Here is a 12,542-nt window from a genome sequence, read left to right on the forward strand (position 1 = left end):
GCGGATCTCCTCCGCAGTAAAACCCGTTGTGACTCCCAAAACAGAACCCTCCCAAACCGAGCCAACCTGACTCACAACCAGCCTGGCAAAGAGGGTTCGTCACGAATGTGCGCCTAAACCGGGGCGAGCGCCGGCAGCGGCCTGAGGCGGTGGGGGCGCGCACAGCGAAACTGGGTCTTGCGCTTCATTTGTTCGTAAGCTTTACTAACAAACATGACGACGACCGACGTGCAGGGAAGCGCCGGAGGGCTGGCCCCCGGCCGCGCTCTGCGGCCCCGCGCCAAAGTGCTCCCGGAGCACGCGCGCAGCCACAATCGGTCGCTCGTCCTCCAGACGCTCTACCGGTCGGGTCGACGCAGCCGGGCCGACCTCGCGCGCGAGACGGGCCTGACCCGCGTGACCGTGTCCGACCTGGTGGCCGAGCTGCTCACCGAAGGGCTCGTGATCGAGCTCGGTCAGCGTGAGTCGGTCCGCCCGGGCAAGCCGGCGGTGCTCCTCGACATCGACCGGACGGCGCACCAGATCGTCGGCGTCGACCTCAGCGACGACGACCGCTTCCGTGGCGTGGTCATGGATCTGGATGGGCGCATCCTCGCCCGCGCCGAGGAGCTGCTCGCCGACGGCTCGGCTGCCGCAGCGACCGGCGAAGCCGCCACAGTGAAGGTGGAGGCTCTCGTCGACCGCCTCGTCGCCGCTGCGACCGCTCCCATCCTCGGCATCGGCATCGGGTCGCCCGGTGTCGTCGACCTGAGCGGCACCATCCTCACGGCTCCGAACCTGGGCTGGGAGGCTGTCCCGTTGCAGCGGAGGCTGGCCGCTCGCACCGGGCTTCCGGTCCTCGTCGCGAACGACGCCAACGCCGCGGCGCTCGCCGAGCACACGTACGGCGGCGCGGCAGGCGACATGATGCTGATCCGCGTCGGGCACGGCATCGGCGCAGGTCTCCTCGTCGCCGGGGCGCTCGTCTACGGCAGCCATTTCGCCGCCGGCGAGATCGGGCAGGTCATGGTCGGTACCGACCGGGGGCTCGAGACGACGTACGACCGGGATCAGGTGCTCGAGCACTGGCTCAGCGTCCCGCAGCTGCAGCGCGGCATCCACGAGGCCGAGGCTGCGGGGGCCGACGCGACGCCCCTCCTGCGCGAGGCCGGGCAGCGCCTCGGAATCGCACTCGCGCCGGTCGTCGGCGCCCTCAACCTGTCGGAGATCGTGCTGAGCGGCCCGACGGAACTTCTCGACGGCCCCCTCGCCGAGGCGACCGTCCACACGCTCCGGAACCGGACGATGGCGCAGAACCACGCCGACCTGTCCCTCCGGATGACCACGCAGGGGCAGGACATCGTCCTCCGCGGCGCGGCCGTTCTCGTCCTCTCCGGACGACTCGGGGTCTCATGACACAGCATCACCCGAAGACGACCCCTGCACCGACGGTGTGAGCAAGCGCCACACTGACACTCACGAAAGGACAGTGCAATGAAGAGAAAGCTCGTCGGCCTCGCCGCTGTGGCTACGGCTTCCGCTCTCGTGCTCGCCGGATGCGCCTCGGGCGGATCCACCGGAGCCAGCACCGACGGCACGGGCAAGACGGTCACGCTCTGGCTGGTCGGCTCCGACACCCCGGACGCGCTGCGGAACTACCTGAAGACCGAGTTCCACAAGGAGACCGGGGCGACCCTGAAGATCGAGCAGCAGGACTGGGGCGACATCGTCACCAAGCTCACCACCGCACTGCCCGACGCGAACAACACGCCGGACGTGACGGAGATGGGCAACACCCAGTCGCCGACCTTCACCAACGTGGGGGCGTTCCTGGACATCTCGGACATGTACAAGGAGCTCGGCGGAAGCGACCTGCTCCCGTCGTTCGTCGAGGCGGGGAAGGTGGACGGCAAGAACTACACGCTGCCCTACTACTTCGGCTCGCGGTATATGTTCTACCGCAAGGACGTCTACCAGGCCGCCGGAGTGAGCGTCCCGACCACCCTCGACCAGTTCAACACCGACGTGGCGAGCATCACGGCCAAGAACCCAAAGGGCATCGCCAACTTCTCCGGATTCTTCCTCGGCGGCCAGGATTGGCGTGACGGCATCTCCTGGATCTTCGCGAACGGCGGCGACATCGCCGAGAAGAAGGGCGGAAAGTGGGTCGCGACCCTCGAGTCCGACAACTCGCTGAAGGGATTGCAGCAGCTCCAGGACCTGTACAAGAACGCATCCAAGGCACCCAACGACGCCAAGGACTCGAACCAGTACATCTACCTGAACGACACCGATCAGACGCTGGACGCCAGCGGCAACAAGACCGGTGACACCTCCCTCGCCGCCGCCACCATCATGGCTCCGGGATGGGCGCACTGGTCGATCGGCGACCTCGGGAAGGGCGCGGACGGCAAGCCGACCCGCACCTGGAACGACGCCACGTTCGGCACGTTCGTCCTCCCCGGCGACGACGGCAAGCCCGCCCCGGTGTTCGCCGGCGGCTCCAACATCGGGATCTCCGCGAAGTCGAAGGAGCCGGGCCTGTCAAAGACCCTGCTGAAGATCATCTTCTCGAAGCAGTACCAGGAGATGCTCGGCAAGAACGGCCTGGGACCTGCGAACGCGAAGTACACGTCGTCGCTCGGGAACGACCAGTTCGCGAAGGCCCTGATCGAGTCGGCGTCCAACTCCAAGCTGACCCCGGCCGCTCCCGGCTGGGCCTCGGTCGAGGCGGGGAACGTGATGGAGGAGTTCTTCTCCAAGATCCGCGACGCCGCCGACCTGAAGGCGCTGGCGCAGGAGTACGACAAGAAGATCGACGCTCTGCTCAACGTCACGAGCTGACCGTCGCCGAACCGCGGGACGCGACACGCCGTTGCGGTACGTGCCGGAACGGCGTGTCGCGTCCCCTCCATCACCACCAGGAAGGAGGTCGACCATGACCGCCGCCGAGGACACCCGGGTCGCCGTCCCGCGCCCGCCGACGCCGACGCCCGCGCCGGTGCGGACGCCGGACCCGCCGCGCCGCCGCCGGACCCCCCTCACGCCGTACACGCTGCTGCTCCCGGCCATCCTCATCCTGCTCGTCGCGCTCGGCTATCCGCTCGTGTGGCAGCTGGTCACCTCGCTGCAGCACTTCGGGCTGGCCCAGCAGTTCGGCAAGCCGGCCGACTTCGTCTGGTTCGAGAACTACATCACCCTCTTCACCGACCCCTACACCTGGGTCGTCGTCGGACGCTCGATCGCGTTCTGCCTGGTGACGGCCGCCGTCACGGTCGTGATCGGGATCGGGATGGCGCTGCTGATGAACGCGGTCCACAAGGCCATCCGGATCATCCTGCAGATCGCCCTGCTGCTCGCCTGGGCGATGCCCGTTGTCGCGGCGATGACCGTCTGGAACTGGCTGTTCGACTGGCGCCGCGGCGTCGTCAACTACCTCCTCACCGCCGGGGGCCTCGACTTCCAGGACCACAACTGGCTGCAGAATCCGCTCTCCTTCTTCTTCGTCGCGATGGTGATCGTCACCTGGATGAGCGTCCCGTTCGTGGCGTTCTCCGTCTACGCCGGGCTGACCCAGGTCTCGTCCGAGGTCGTCGAGGCGGCGCAGATGGACGGCGCCCGGGGATGGCAGCGGTTGCGCTACATCATCCTGCCGATCATCCGGCCCGTGCTCGGGATCGTGCTGCTGCTGCAGATCATCTGGGACCTCCGGGTCTTCGCCCAGATCAAGCTGCTGCAGGACAAGGGATCCATCGCCAGCGAGACGAACCTGCTCGGCACCTACATCTACCAGCTCGGCGTCGGCTCGAGCGATTTCGCGATGGCCAGCGCCGTCAGCGTCTTCGTGCTCCTGCTCACGGTTGCGCTCAGCTGGTTCTACGTACGCCACCTGCTCACGGAGGACGAATCGTGACCGTCGCCACATCCACCCGGATGCCCGCTGCCGCCGGGCGCCGCCGACCGCGGCCGCGCCGCCGCATCCGCACCTCCCGGATCCTGCTGGGTGCGCTCGGCATCGCGCTCGCCCTGATCTGGGTGTTCCCGGTCTACTGGATGATGAACTCGGCACTCCTGCCGAACGTGATCCTGCAGAACACCACGCCGACCTGGCTGCCGTTCGGCGGCTCCTGGGACAACGTCATCGCGGTCATCCAGGGCGGCACGTTCTTCCCGGCGCTCGGGATGAGCGTCGCGGTCGCCCTCATCACGGTCGTCTGCTGTCTCGCCTTCGCCTTCCTCGCGGCGCTCGCGATCAGCAGGTTCCGGTTCCGCGGACGCCGGGCGTTCGTGCTCGCCGTGCTGCTCATCCAGATGCTGCCCGCCGAGGGCCTGTTCATCGCGCAGTACAAGCTGATGGGGACGCTCGGCCTGCTCAACACCGTCGTCGGGGTCAGCATCCTGTACATCGCCGCCGTCGTCCCGTTCACGATCTGGATGCTGCGCGGCTTCGTCGCCGGCATCCCGGTCGACCTGGAGGAGGCGGCGATGGTGGATGGGCTCAGCCGCACGCAGGCGTTCCTGCGCATCACGTTCCCGCTGCTCGCGCCGGGACTCGTCGCCTCCGGGGTGTACGCCTTCCTGCAGGCGTGGAACGAATTCACGGTCGCCCTCGTCATCCTGCCGCAATCGAGCAGTGCGACTCTTCCGCTGTGGCTGCGCGGCTTCGTGCAGCAGTCGGCGTCGCGGGCGACCGACTGGGGGCAGGTCATGGCCGCATCCACCCTCGTCGCCGTGCCGGTCATCGTGTTCTTCCTCATCGTGCAGGGACGGATGACGAGCGGCCTGGTCAGCGGGGCGGTGAAGGGATGAGCGGCGTATCCGTGGCCCCCGCCGACCTGACCGGGACCGAGCTGCGCCGCGCCATCGCCGGGACGCTGCTGCCCGGATTCCTGGGGACGACCCTCCCGGACTGGCTCGCGGAGCGCCTCCGCGGCGGCCTCGGCGGGGTGTGCCTGTTCGGGCAGAACATCGTGTCGGCGGGGCAGCTGCGCCGGCTCACGGATGCGATCCGCGCCGCCAATCCGGATGCTGTCGTCGCGATCGACGAGGAGGGCGGCGACGTCACCCGGCTCTACTACGGAAGCGGCTCGCCGTACCCGGGCAACGCCATCCTGGGCCGGCTCGGCGACACCGCCTACACGGAGCAGGTCGCCCGGCGGGTCGGGGAGGAGCTGTGCCGCGCCGGCGTGAACCTCGACTTCGCGCCCGACATCGACATCAACTCCAACCCGGACAACCCCGTGATCGGCGTGCGCAGCTTCGGCTCGTCGCCGTCGGTCGTCGCCGACCACGGGGCGGCCTGGACGCGCGGGCTGCAGGCGGCGGGCGTCGCGGTCGCGGCCAAGCACTTCCCGGGACACGGCGACACGGCCACCGACTCGCATCTGGCGCTGCCGGTCGTCGATCTGTCGGCGCAGCAGCTCCGCGAGCGTGAACTGGTGCCGTTCCGGGCGGTCATCGACGCCGGTGCCCGCGCGGTGATGACCTCGCACATCCTGCTGCCCCAGCTGGACGCCGCGTTGCCCGCGACCCTCAGCCCGGCGGTCCTCGACGGGATGCTGCGCGGCGAGCTCGGCTTCGACGGCGTCGTCGTCAGCGACGCACTCGACATGGAGGGTGCGAGCGGCGGCGGGCGCGGCATCCCGGAGGCGGCGGTCCTGGCGCTCGCCGCCGGCTGCGACCTCCTGTGCCTCGGCACCGAGAACACGGACGACGAACTGGCCGCCATCGAGGAGGCCGTCGTCGCGGCCGTCTCCTCGGGCCGCCTCGCCCCCTCCCGTCTCGCCGTGGCCTCCGCCCGCGTCCTCTCCCTCACCCGCACCGCACCCCCCACCATCGAGTCCGCACAGACTGACGGCTCGCACGGCGTGTCGCGTGCAATCTCTGCGGACTCGACGGTGGGGCGCGAGGCGGAACTGGTGAGGAGCGCGTTCGAGGTGAGCCCGCGGGCGGAGGCGTGGCTGGCGGACTATCGCGGCGGGCGGTACTCCGTGGTCCGGATCGAAACGGTCGCCAACCTCGCGGTGGGGACGGCGCCGTGGGGGCCGTTCTCGGCGGTCGACGCCGAACCGGATGCTGCCTGGGCGAAAGCCTTCGCGGCGAATCCGGCCGTCGTGTTCACCGAGAACGACCATCCCGACCTCGTGCTCGCCGCCCAGTCGCCGGTGCTCGTCATCGGCAAGGACAACCACCGGCACGCCTTCGCCCGGGCGGCGATCGACCGGCTGCGCGCCGAGCGCGAGCGGGTCCTGGTCGTCGACATGGGCTGGCCCGGCGACGATCGCGCCTACGCCGACATCGCGACGTTCGGTGCATCCCGCCTGGTCGGACGGGCGCTCCTCGAACTCCTCGGCCCTGTGTCGTGAGGCTCGGCATCGACCGGGCGGCTGCCGCAGCCGGCGCTAGGCTGGCACGGGACATCGTCGCCGAGGTGCGCGTCCTGGTGCACACAGCGGGCGCCGGCACGTCCGCGCGACCCGGGCAGGAGGGAACTGATGGCTGAGATCGTCGTCGTCCGCGACCAGCAGGCCGCGGGGGAGCTCGCCGCGCACAGCATCCTGGACCTGATCGCCGCCAAGCCGGACGCCGTGCTGGGCCTCGCCACCGGATCCACCCCCCTGACGGTCTACCGGGCGCTCGAAGAGGGCATCCGGGACGAGCGCTCGCGCGGACAGCACGTGGATGTGTCCCACGTCCGCGGCTACGCGCTCGACGAGTACGTCGGCCTGCCGACCGGTCACCCGCAGTCGTATCGCGCGGTCATCACCCGCGAAGTGGTCGAGCCGCTGGGGCTGACGCCGTCGCTGATCCACGTGCCGAACGGGTCGCTCGACGGCATCGAGCACGCCGGCGCCGACTACGAGCGGGCCATCGCCGAGTCGGGCGGGGTGGATGTGCAGCTGCTCGGCATCGGGACGGACGGGCACATCGGCTTCAACGAGCCCGGCTCCTCGTTCGCGTCGATCACGCGAGTGAAGACGTTGACCGAGCAGACGCGCCGGGACAACGCGCGCTTCTTCGCCTCGGAGGACGACGTGCCGATGCACTGCATCACGCAGGGGCTGTCGACCATTCTCAAGGCACGGCACCTCATGCTCCTGGCCTTCGGGGAGCGGAAGGCCGAGGCCCTGGCCGGAGCGGTCGAAGGGCCGGTGTCGGCCTCCAATCCGGGATCGGCCATCCAGCTGCATCCCCATGTCACGGTTCTCGTCGACGAGGCTGCCGCATCCCGGCTGAAGTACCTCGACTACTACCGCTACGCCTACGCGAACAAGCCCGCCTGGCAGAGGTTGTAGCGGAGCGTCCGCCCCTCGGCCGCCGGGGAGTCAGAGGATCGCGGCGTCGGCGACGACGGTGCGCACGTTCCACTCGTGGTCGAGCAGCACGGCGTCCGCGACGTAGCCCGCCGCGAGCCGGCCGAGCCGGTGCTCCTCCCCGAGCACGCGCGCCGGCGTGCGCGTGAGCGCGGTGACGGCCTGCACGGGGTCGATGCCGGCGAGGGTGACCGCGTGGCGGAGTGCGGCATCCTGAGTGAGGGTCGACCCTGCGATCGTGTCGGTGCCCGAGAGCACGGCCAGGCCGTCGTGGACGGTCACGTTGAGTCCGCCCAGCTGGTAGTCCCCGTCGGAGGCGCCCGCGGCGGCCATGGCGTCGGTGATCAGCGCGACGCGTCCGGGTGCCTCCCGGAAGAGCAGGCCCGCGACGACGGGATGCACGTGGAGGCCGTCCAGGATCAGCTCGAGCGTGACCTCCGGGTTCTGGATCGCCGCCATGACCGGACCCGGAGCGCGGTGATGGATGCCGGGCATCGCATTGAAGGCGTGCGTCAGCAGCCGGGCGCCCACCTCGAACGCGCGGGCCGCCTGGGCGTAATCCGCGGTGGTGTGGCCCACTCCTACGACCACGCCCGCCTCGATCAGCACGCCGATGGACTCCAGCGCGTTCGGCAGCTCGGGCGCCAGCGTGGCGGTGCGGAGCGTCCCCCGGGCGGCGCCGATCAGCTCCTCGACGGCCTCCGGCTCGGGATCGCGGAGGAAGCGCGCATCGTGGGCGCCGCGTCGCTCGGGCGCGAGGAACGGCCCCTCGAGGTGCGAGCCGAGCACGAGCGGATCGGTCGCCGCGAGCTGCGCGACGACGCCGAGGCTCTCGCGGAGGGACGCCAGCGGGTTGGCCACGTGGGAGATCAGGGAGCGGGTCGTGCCGTGGGCGCGATGGGTGGCGAGCGCGGCGCGCATCTCGTCGACGCCGTCGTCGTACGGATGGCCGCCGCCGCCGTGGCAGTGGAGGTCGATGAAGCCCGGGGTCAGCCAGTGGCCCTGCGCGTCGATGATCCGGGGGTCGTCCAGCTGCGCGCCGCCGATCACTCCGCCGCCGATCGCTGCGCCGTCGACGGCCGCGCGCCACCCCGATCCCGTGCCGGTCGCGCTGATGTGTGCGCCGTCGGCGACGAGCCAGAAGTCGTCGACCAGGCCATCCGCATCCACTTTGCGGGCTCCGTGGACGACGAGCCGGGTCATGAGAACTCGCGCCGCCCGTTGATGACGCCGCTGATCGTCGCGATCACGGCGAACACGAGTGCGACGATCGGCTGGCCCAGGTTCCACCAGCCGAAGGCGGCGGACCCCAACACCACGATCTCGACGATCGCCTTCACGAACGGGTCGACGTGCAGCACGGCGCGTGGTGAGCGGAACAGCGCCCAGAGCAGGATGGCGATCGCCGGCGCGCCGATGCCGACCACGATGTTCCAGGGCAGCGGCCAGCCGGTGAACCCCCAGATGGCGAGCGACACGATCGCGAACAGTTCCAGGAGGAAGCGGAGGACGTCGTTCGCGCCCACCTTGAGCGGGGCGTGCTGTTCGGGCGCGGAGGTCACGCGCGACAGTCTAATGGCGCGACTCACCGGAAGATGATGGTCCGCGCGCCGTCGAGCAGCACGCGGTCCTCGGCGAACCACTTGACGGCCTGCGTCAGCGTGCGGCTCTCCTCGTCCTGGCCGATCGCGACGAGCTGCTGCACGGTGTTCGTGTGGTCCACCCGGACCACGTTCTGCTCGATGATCGGGCCCTCGTCGAGGTCGCTGGTGACGAAGTGCGCCGTCGCGCCGATCAGCTTGACTCCGCGCGCGTGGGCCTGCCGGTACGGGTTGGCGCCCTTGAAGCCGGGGAGGAAGGAGTGGTGGATGTTGATCGCGCGGCCCGCCAGCCGCGCGCACAGCTCGGGCGACAGGATCTGCATGTAGCGGGCGAGCACCACGAGCTCGATGTCGTGCTCCTCGACCGCCTCCAGGATGCGCGCCTCGAAGGCGGCCTTCGATGCCGCGTCGGCGACGTGCTGCGACTCGAAGGGGACGCCGTAGAACCCGGCCAGGTCGCTGAGCGTGTCGTGATTGGAGAGCACCACCGGGATGTCGACCGGCAGCTGCCCGGCGCGCTGCCGGAACAGCAGGTCGTTCAGGCAGTGCGCCGCCTTCGACACCAGCACGAGCGTTCGCAGGGGCCGGCCGACGTTGTCGACGCGGTGCGTCATCCCGAACTCTTCGACGACGGGAGCCAGGGCGTGCTCGAACTCGTCGCGGCGAGCCTCCGACTCCACCTGCAGGCGCATGAAGAACCGCCCGGTGTCGGTGCTCGCGAACTGCTGGCTCTCCGTGATGTTGCCGCGGGCCGCGACGATCGCGCCGCTGACCGCGTGCACGATCCCCGGGCGGTCGGCGCAGCTGAAAGTGAGCACCCAGTGATTGGAGGGGGAGGAGTCGGTCACCTCTTCAGGGTAGCGGGATGATGTTAGGGTTGGTTGATATCCAACATATGTTTGTATTAGGAGGCAGTGCATGATCAAGCAGGTGGCCGTCACCGTCGACCTCGACGAGGACATTTACGCGACGATCGAGCGAATCGCTCACGATGAGAGTCGCACCGTGGGCGAGGAGTTGAGATACATCGCCGGCCGGGTGGCTGTCGGTGAACCCGTCGACCCGCGTCCGAACGTCAAGAAGCTCGGGTTCGTCGAGTTCATCCGCAACCGTGTCGAGGCGTTCGACGAATGATCCTGGTCGACACCAATGTGCTGTCCGAGTTCACCAAACCCTTCCCGGATCCGCGCGTGCTGGCGTGGATCGATTCGGTGGACGAGGACGAGTTGCGCATCTCGACCGTGACGGTGATGGAGATGCTGACGGGCGCGAATCGTCTCGAAGACGGTCGACGGTCCGAGCAGAAAGCAGAGCTCATCCTTGAGATCCTGAGCAACTTCCACGGGAGGACGCTGTCCTTCGGCCCGGTGGCGGCAGCAGAATGCGCGACTATCAGATCTCTTCGTCAGTGGGAGGGGCGACCGATCGCCCTGGCCGACGCGATGATCGCTGCGACGGCGATCGCGGCGGAGGCGGATGCGGTTGCGACGCGTGACATGGATTTCGACGACGCCGGGATCGCGGTCGTGAACCCGTGGGCGGCGTAGCGTTCCGCAGTTGACGGACACCGCGGGGTGCACCACGATCAGTGCATGACCAGCACTGGTGAGGACGCGCCGGATACCCGCACGGGGCCGGCATCCGCTTTCAATGTGGAGCTGAACGGGCTCAACACCATCCACGAGGACGAGCGGAGGGGCCGGCCGCGGGACCTGTTCTGGCCCTGGTTCGGCGCGAACGTGTCCGTGTTCGGGCTGAGCTACGGCTCCTTCCTGCTCGGGTTCGGGATCTCGTTCTGGCAGGCGACGCTCATCGGCGTGGTCGGGATCGTCGCGTCGTTCCTGCTGTGCGGCGTCATCGCGCTCGCCGGCAAGCGGGGCTCGGCGCCGACCATGGTGCTCAGCCGTGCGGCGTTCGGAGTGGAGGGCAACCGCGTCCCCTCGTTCCTGTCCTGGCTGCTCACCGTGGGGTGGGAGACGGTCCTGGTGTCGCTCGCTGCACTCGCCACCGCCACCGTGTTCACCCAGCTCGGCTGGGAAGGCGGCACCATCACGAAGCTGGTGGCGCTCATCGTGGTCGTCGCCCTGGTCATCGTGGGCGGGGTCGTCGGCTTCCACCTCATCATGCGGATGCAGATGGTCATCACGATCGTGACCGGTGTGCTCACGGTCCTGTACATCCTGCTCGTCCTGAACCACATCGACCTCGGCGCGATCGGGGCGCTCAAGGCCGGGGACGCACCGCACGTGATCGGCGGCTTCGTCTTCATGCTCACCGGCTTCGGCCTCGGCTGGGTCAACGCGGCCGCCGACTACTCCCGCTACCTGCCCCGTTCCGCGCGGAGCGGCGGAGTGGTGGGATGGACGACGTTCGGCTCGTCGCTCGCACCCGTGATCCTGCTGATCTTCGGCATCCTGCTCGCCGGGTCGTCGGGGAAGCTGAGCACCGCCATCGCTGCGGACCCGATCGGCGCGCTCGCGTCCCTCCTTCCGACCTGGTTCCTCGTGCCCTTCGTGATCGTCGCCGTGCTGGGGCTGGTGGGCGGCGCGGTGCTCGACATCTACTCCTCGGGACTGGCGCTGCTGAGCGTCGGCGTGCGGGTCCCGCGGTACGTCGCCGCGGGCATCGACGGGGTCATCATGACGGCCGGCTCCATCTACGTCGTCTTCTTCGCGACCGACTTCCTCGGGCCGTTCCAGGGCTTCCTGATCACCCTCGGCGTGCCGATCGCGGCCTGGTGCGGGATCTTCATCGCCGACATCCAGCTGCGCCGCCGCGACTACGCCGAGGCCGAACTGTACGACCGGCGCGGCCGGTACGGAGCGGTCAACTGGCTGCCGATCGCGCTCATCGTGATCGGGACGGCCGTCGGCTGGGGCCTGGTCACGAACAGCTCGGCGAGCTGGCTCGGCTGGCAGGGGTACCTCCTCGGGCCGATCGGCGGAACGAAAGGCGACTGGGCGTTCGCGAACCTGGGCGTTCTCGCCGCCCTCGTGATCGGCTACCTGGGCGTCCTGCTGTTCGCGCGCGGCACCGTCCGGCGGCAGGAGGAGCGATGACGGGACCGGTCCTCGTCGTCGTCGACATGCAGCAGGTCTTCGGCGACCCGGCCAGCCCGTGGTTCACGCCGCGGTTCCCGGAGGCGGAGACGGCGATCGCCGGGATGGTGCCGGCGTTCGGCGATCGCGTGGTCTTCACCCGGTTCGTCGCGCCCGAGCAGCCGGAAGGCGCCTGGGTGCCGTACTACGAGCAGTGGCCGTTCGCCCTGGTTCCCGCCGACGACCCGATCTACGACCTCGTCCTCGCGTTCCGCGACACCGGCCACCCGGTGGTGAGCGAGCCGACCTTCGGCAAGTGGGGGCCGGACCTGCGCGCGGCCCTCGGCGGATCTCTGGATGTGGTGCTCGCCGGAGTCTCGACCGACTGCTGCGTGCTGAGCACCGCCCTGGGCGCGGCGGATGCCGGGGTGCGCATCCGGGTCGCCGCCGATGCCTGCGCCGGACTCTCGGACGCCGACCACCAGCGGGCCCTGGATGCGATGGCCCTCTACGCGCCGCTCATCGAGATCACCGACAGCACGGAAATCCTCAGGGAGCTCGGGTAGAATCGTCCGCGGTCGGCGGTTCCCGCGCGGCCCTGGGCGCGCACA

General features: G+C 69.4%; 13 protein-coding genes. 10 read left to right on the forward strand and 3 right to left on the reverse strand.

From position 1 onward, the window contains the following. Positions 1-213 precede the first annotated feature (213 nt). From BM287_RS14485 to BM287_RS14510, 6 genes are all read left to right on the forward strand, one after another. A complete protein-coding gene (locus BM287_RS14485; RefSeq protein WP_090040944.1) occupies positions 214-1,395 on the forward strand; it encodes an ROK family transcriptional regulator in 1,182 nt (393 codons plus the stop codon). A gap of 78 nt (positions 1,396-1,473) precedes the next feature. Further along, complete coding sequence (locus BM287_RS14490; RefSeq protein ID WP_090040942.1) at positions 1,474-2,823, forward strand: extracellular solute-binding protein; 1,350 nt, start codon at positions 1,474-1,476, stop codon at positions 2,821-2,823. A 94-nt stretch (positions 2,824-2,917) separates the two neighbouring features. Next, positions 2,918-3,892 (forward strand): carbohydrate ABC transporter permease, encoded by a 975-nt coding sequence (locus BM287_RS14495; protein ID WP_090040940.1) that lies wholly within the window; start codon positions 2,918-2,920, stop codon positions 3,890-3,892. After that, entirely contained in the window at positions 3,889-4,788 is a 900-nt protein-coding gene (locus tag BM287_RS14500) for a carbohydrate ABC transporter permease (protein WP_090040938.1), read from the forward strand. The genes BM287_RS14495 and BM287_RS14500 overlap by 4 nt, the downstream gene beginning before the upstream one ends. After that, the gene (locus BM287_RS14505) at positions 4,785-6,344 is read left to right on the forward strand and encodes a glycoside hydrolase family 3 protein (RefSeq protein ID WP_090040935.1); all 1,560 of its coding nucleotides are present in this window, start codon (positions 4,785-4,787) and stop codon (positions 6,342-6,344) included. Before BM287_RS14500 ends, BM287_RS14505 begins: the two co-directional genes overlap by 4 nt. A 129-nt stretch (positions 6,345-6,473) precedes the next feature. Further along, positions 6,474-7,274: a glucosamine-6-phosphate deaminase gene (locus BM287_RS14510; RefSeq protein ID WP_090040933.1), complete on the forward strand. Its 801-nt coding sequence runs from the start codon at positions 6,474-6,476 to the stop codon at positions 7,272-7,274. Positions 7,275-7,304: 30 nt separating this feature from the next. Here the strand turns inward: BM287_RS14510 and nagA are convergent, their stop codons facing one another. From nagA to purU, 3 genes are read right to left on the reverse strand one after another with little or no spacing between them, the layout of a single operon-like run. After that, on the reverse strand, positions 7,305-8,495 hold the full coding sequence (gene nagA / locus BM287_RS14515) for an N-acetylglucosamine-6-phosphate deacetylase (RefSeq protein WP_090040930.1): 1,191 nt from the start codon (positions 8,493-8,495) through the stop codon (positions 7,305-7,307). Continuing rightward, positions 8,492-8,854, reverse strand: a complete 363-nt coding sequence (locus BM287_RS14520; protein ID WP_090040927.1) for a YrdB family protein — start codon at positions 8,852-8,854, stop codon at positions 8,492-8,494. Before BM287_RS14520 ends, nagA begins: the two co-directional genes overlap by 4 nt. A 23-nt stretch (positions 8,855-8,877) precedes the next feature. Further along, positions 8,878-9,741 carry a formyltetrahydrofolate deformylase gene (purU, locus tag BM287_RS14525; protein ID WP_090040924.1) on the reverse strand — a complete coding sequence of 288 codons (864 nt, stop codon included), beginning with the start codon at positions 9,739-9,741 and terminating at the stop codon, positions 8,878-8,880. An 82-nt stretch (positions 9,742-9,823) separates the two neighbouring features. Here purU and BM287_RS14530 point away from each other — a divergent pair, with 82 nt between their 5' ends. From BM287_RS14530 to BM287_RS14545, 4 genes are read left to right on the forward strand one after another with little or no spacing between them, the layout of a single operon-like run. Further along, positions 9,824-10,027 (forward strand): hypothetical protein, encoded by a 204-nt coding sequence (locus tag BM287_RS14530; RefSeq protein ID WP_244528327.1) that lies wholly within the window; start codon positions 9,824-9,826, stop codon positions 10,025-10,027. Further along, positions 10,024-10,440 carry a PIN domain-containing protein gene (locus BM287_RS14535; RefSeq protein WP_090040919.1) on the forward strand — a complete coding sequence of 139 codons (417 nt, stop codon included), beginning with the start codon at positions 10,024-10,026 and terminating at the stop codon, positions 10,438-10,440. Before BM287_RS14530 ends, BM287_RS14535 begins: the two co-directional genes overlap by 4 nt. A 45-nt stretch (positions 10,441-10,485) precedes the next feature. Then, complete coding sequence (locus tag BM287_RS14540) at positions 10,486-11,952, forward strand: purine-cytosine permease family protein (RefSeq protein WP_090040916.1); 1,467 nt, start codon at positions 10,486-10,488, stop codon at positions 11,950-11,952. After that, entirely contained in the window at positions 11,949-12,497 is a 549-nt protein-coding gene (locus BM287_RS14545) for a cysteine hydrolase family protein (protein WP_090040914.1), read from the forward strand. The genes BM287_RS14540 and BM287_RS14545 overlap by 4 nt, the downstream gene beginning before the upstream one ends. Positions 12,498-12,542 lie beyond the last annotated feature (45 nt).

The sequence above is a fragment of the Leifsonia sp. CL147 genome (assembly GCF_900114565.1).
Lineage (GTDB): Bacteria > Actinomycetota > Actinomycetes > Actinomycetales > Microbacteriaceae > Leifsonia.

What these genes read in the sequence shown, in the direction of transcription:
- BM287_RS14485 (WP_090040944.1), top strand. Translation starts at nt 214, where the DNA reads ATGACGACGACCGACGTGCAGGGAAGCGCCGGAGGGCTGGCCCCCGGC.
- BM287_RS14490 (WP_090040942.1), top strand. Translation starts at nt 1,474, where the DNA reads ATGAAGAGAAAGCTCGTCGGCCTCGCCGCTGTGGCTACGGCTTCCGCT.
- BM287_RS14495 (WP_090040940.1), top strand. Translation starts at nt 2,918, where the DNA reads ATGACCGCCGCCGAGGACACCCGGGTCGCCGTCCCGCGCCCGCCGACG.
- BM287_RS14505 (WP_090040935.1), top strand. Translation starts at nt 4,785, where the DNA reads ATGAGCGGCGTATCCGTGGCCCCCGCCGACCTGACCGGGACCGAGCTG.
- BM287_RS14510 (WP_090040933.1), top strand. Translation starts at nt 6,474, where the DNA reads ATGGCTGAGATCGTCGTCGTCCGCGACCAGCAGGCCGCGGGGGAGCTC.
- nagA (WP_090040930.1), bottom strand. Translation starts at nt 8,495, where the DNA reads ATGACCCGGCTCGTCGTCCACGGAGCCCGCAAAGTGGATGCGGATGGC.
- BM287_RS14535 (WP_090040919.1), top strand. Translation starts at nt 10,024, where the DNA reads ATGATCCTGGTCGACACCAATGTGCTGTCCGAGTTCACCAAACCCTTC.
- BM287_RS14540 (WP_090040916.1), top strand. Translation starts at nt 10,486, where the DNA reads ATGACCAGCACTGGTGAGGACGCGCCGGATACCCGCACGGGGCCGGCA.
- BM287_RS14545 (WP_090040914.1), top strand. Translation starts at nt 11,949, where the DNA reads ATGACGGGACCGGTCCTCGTCGTCGTCGACATGCAGCAGGTCTTCGGC.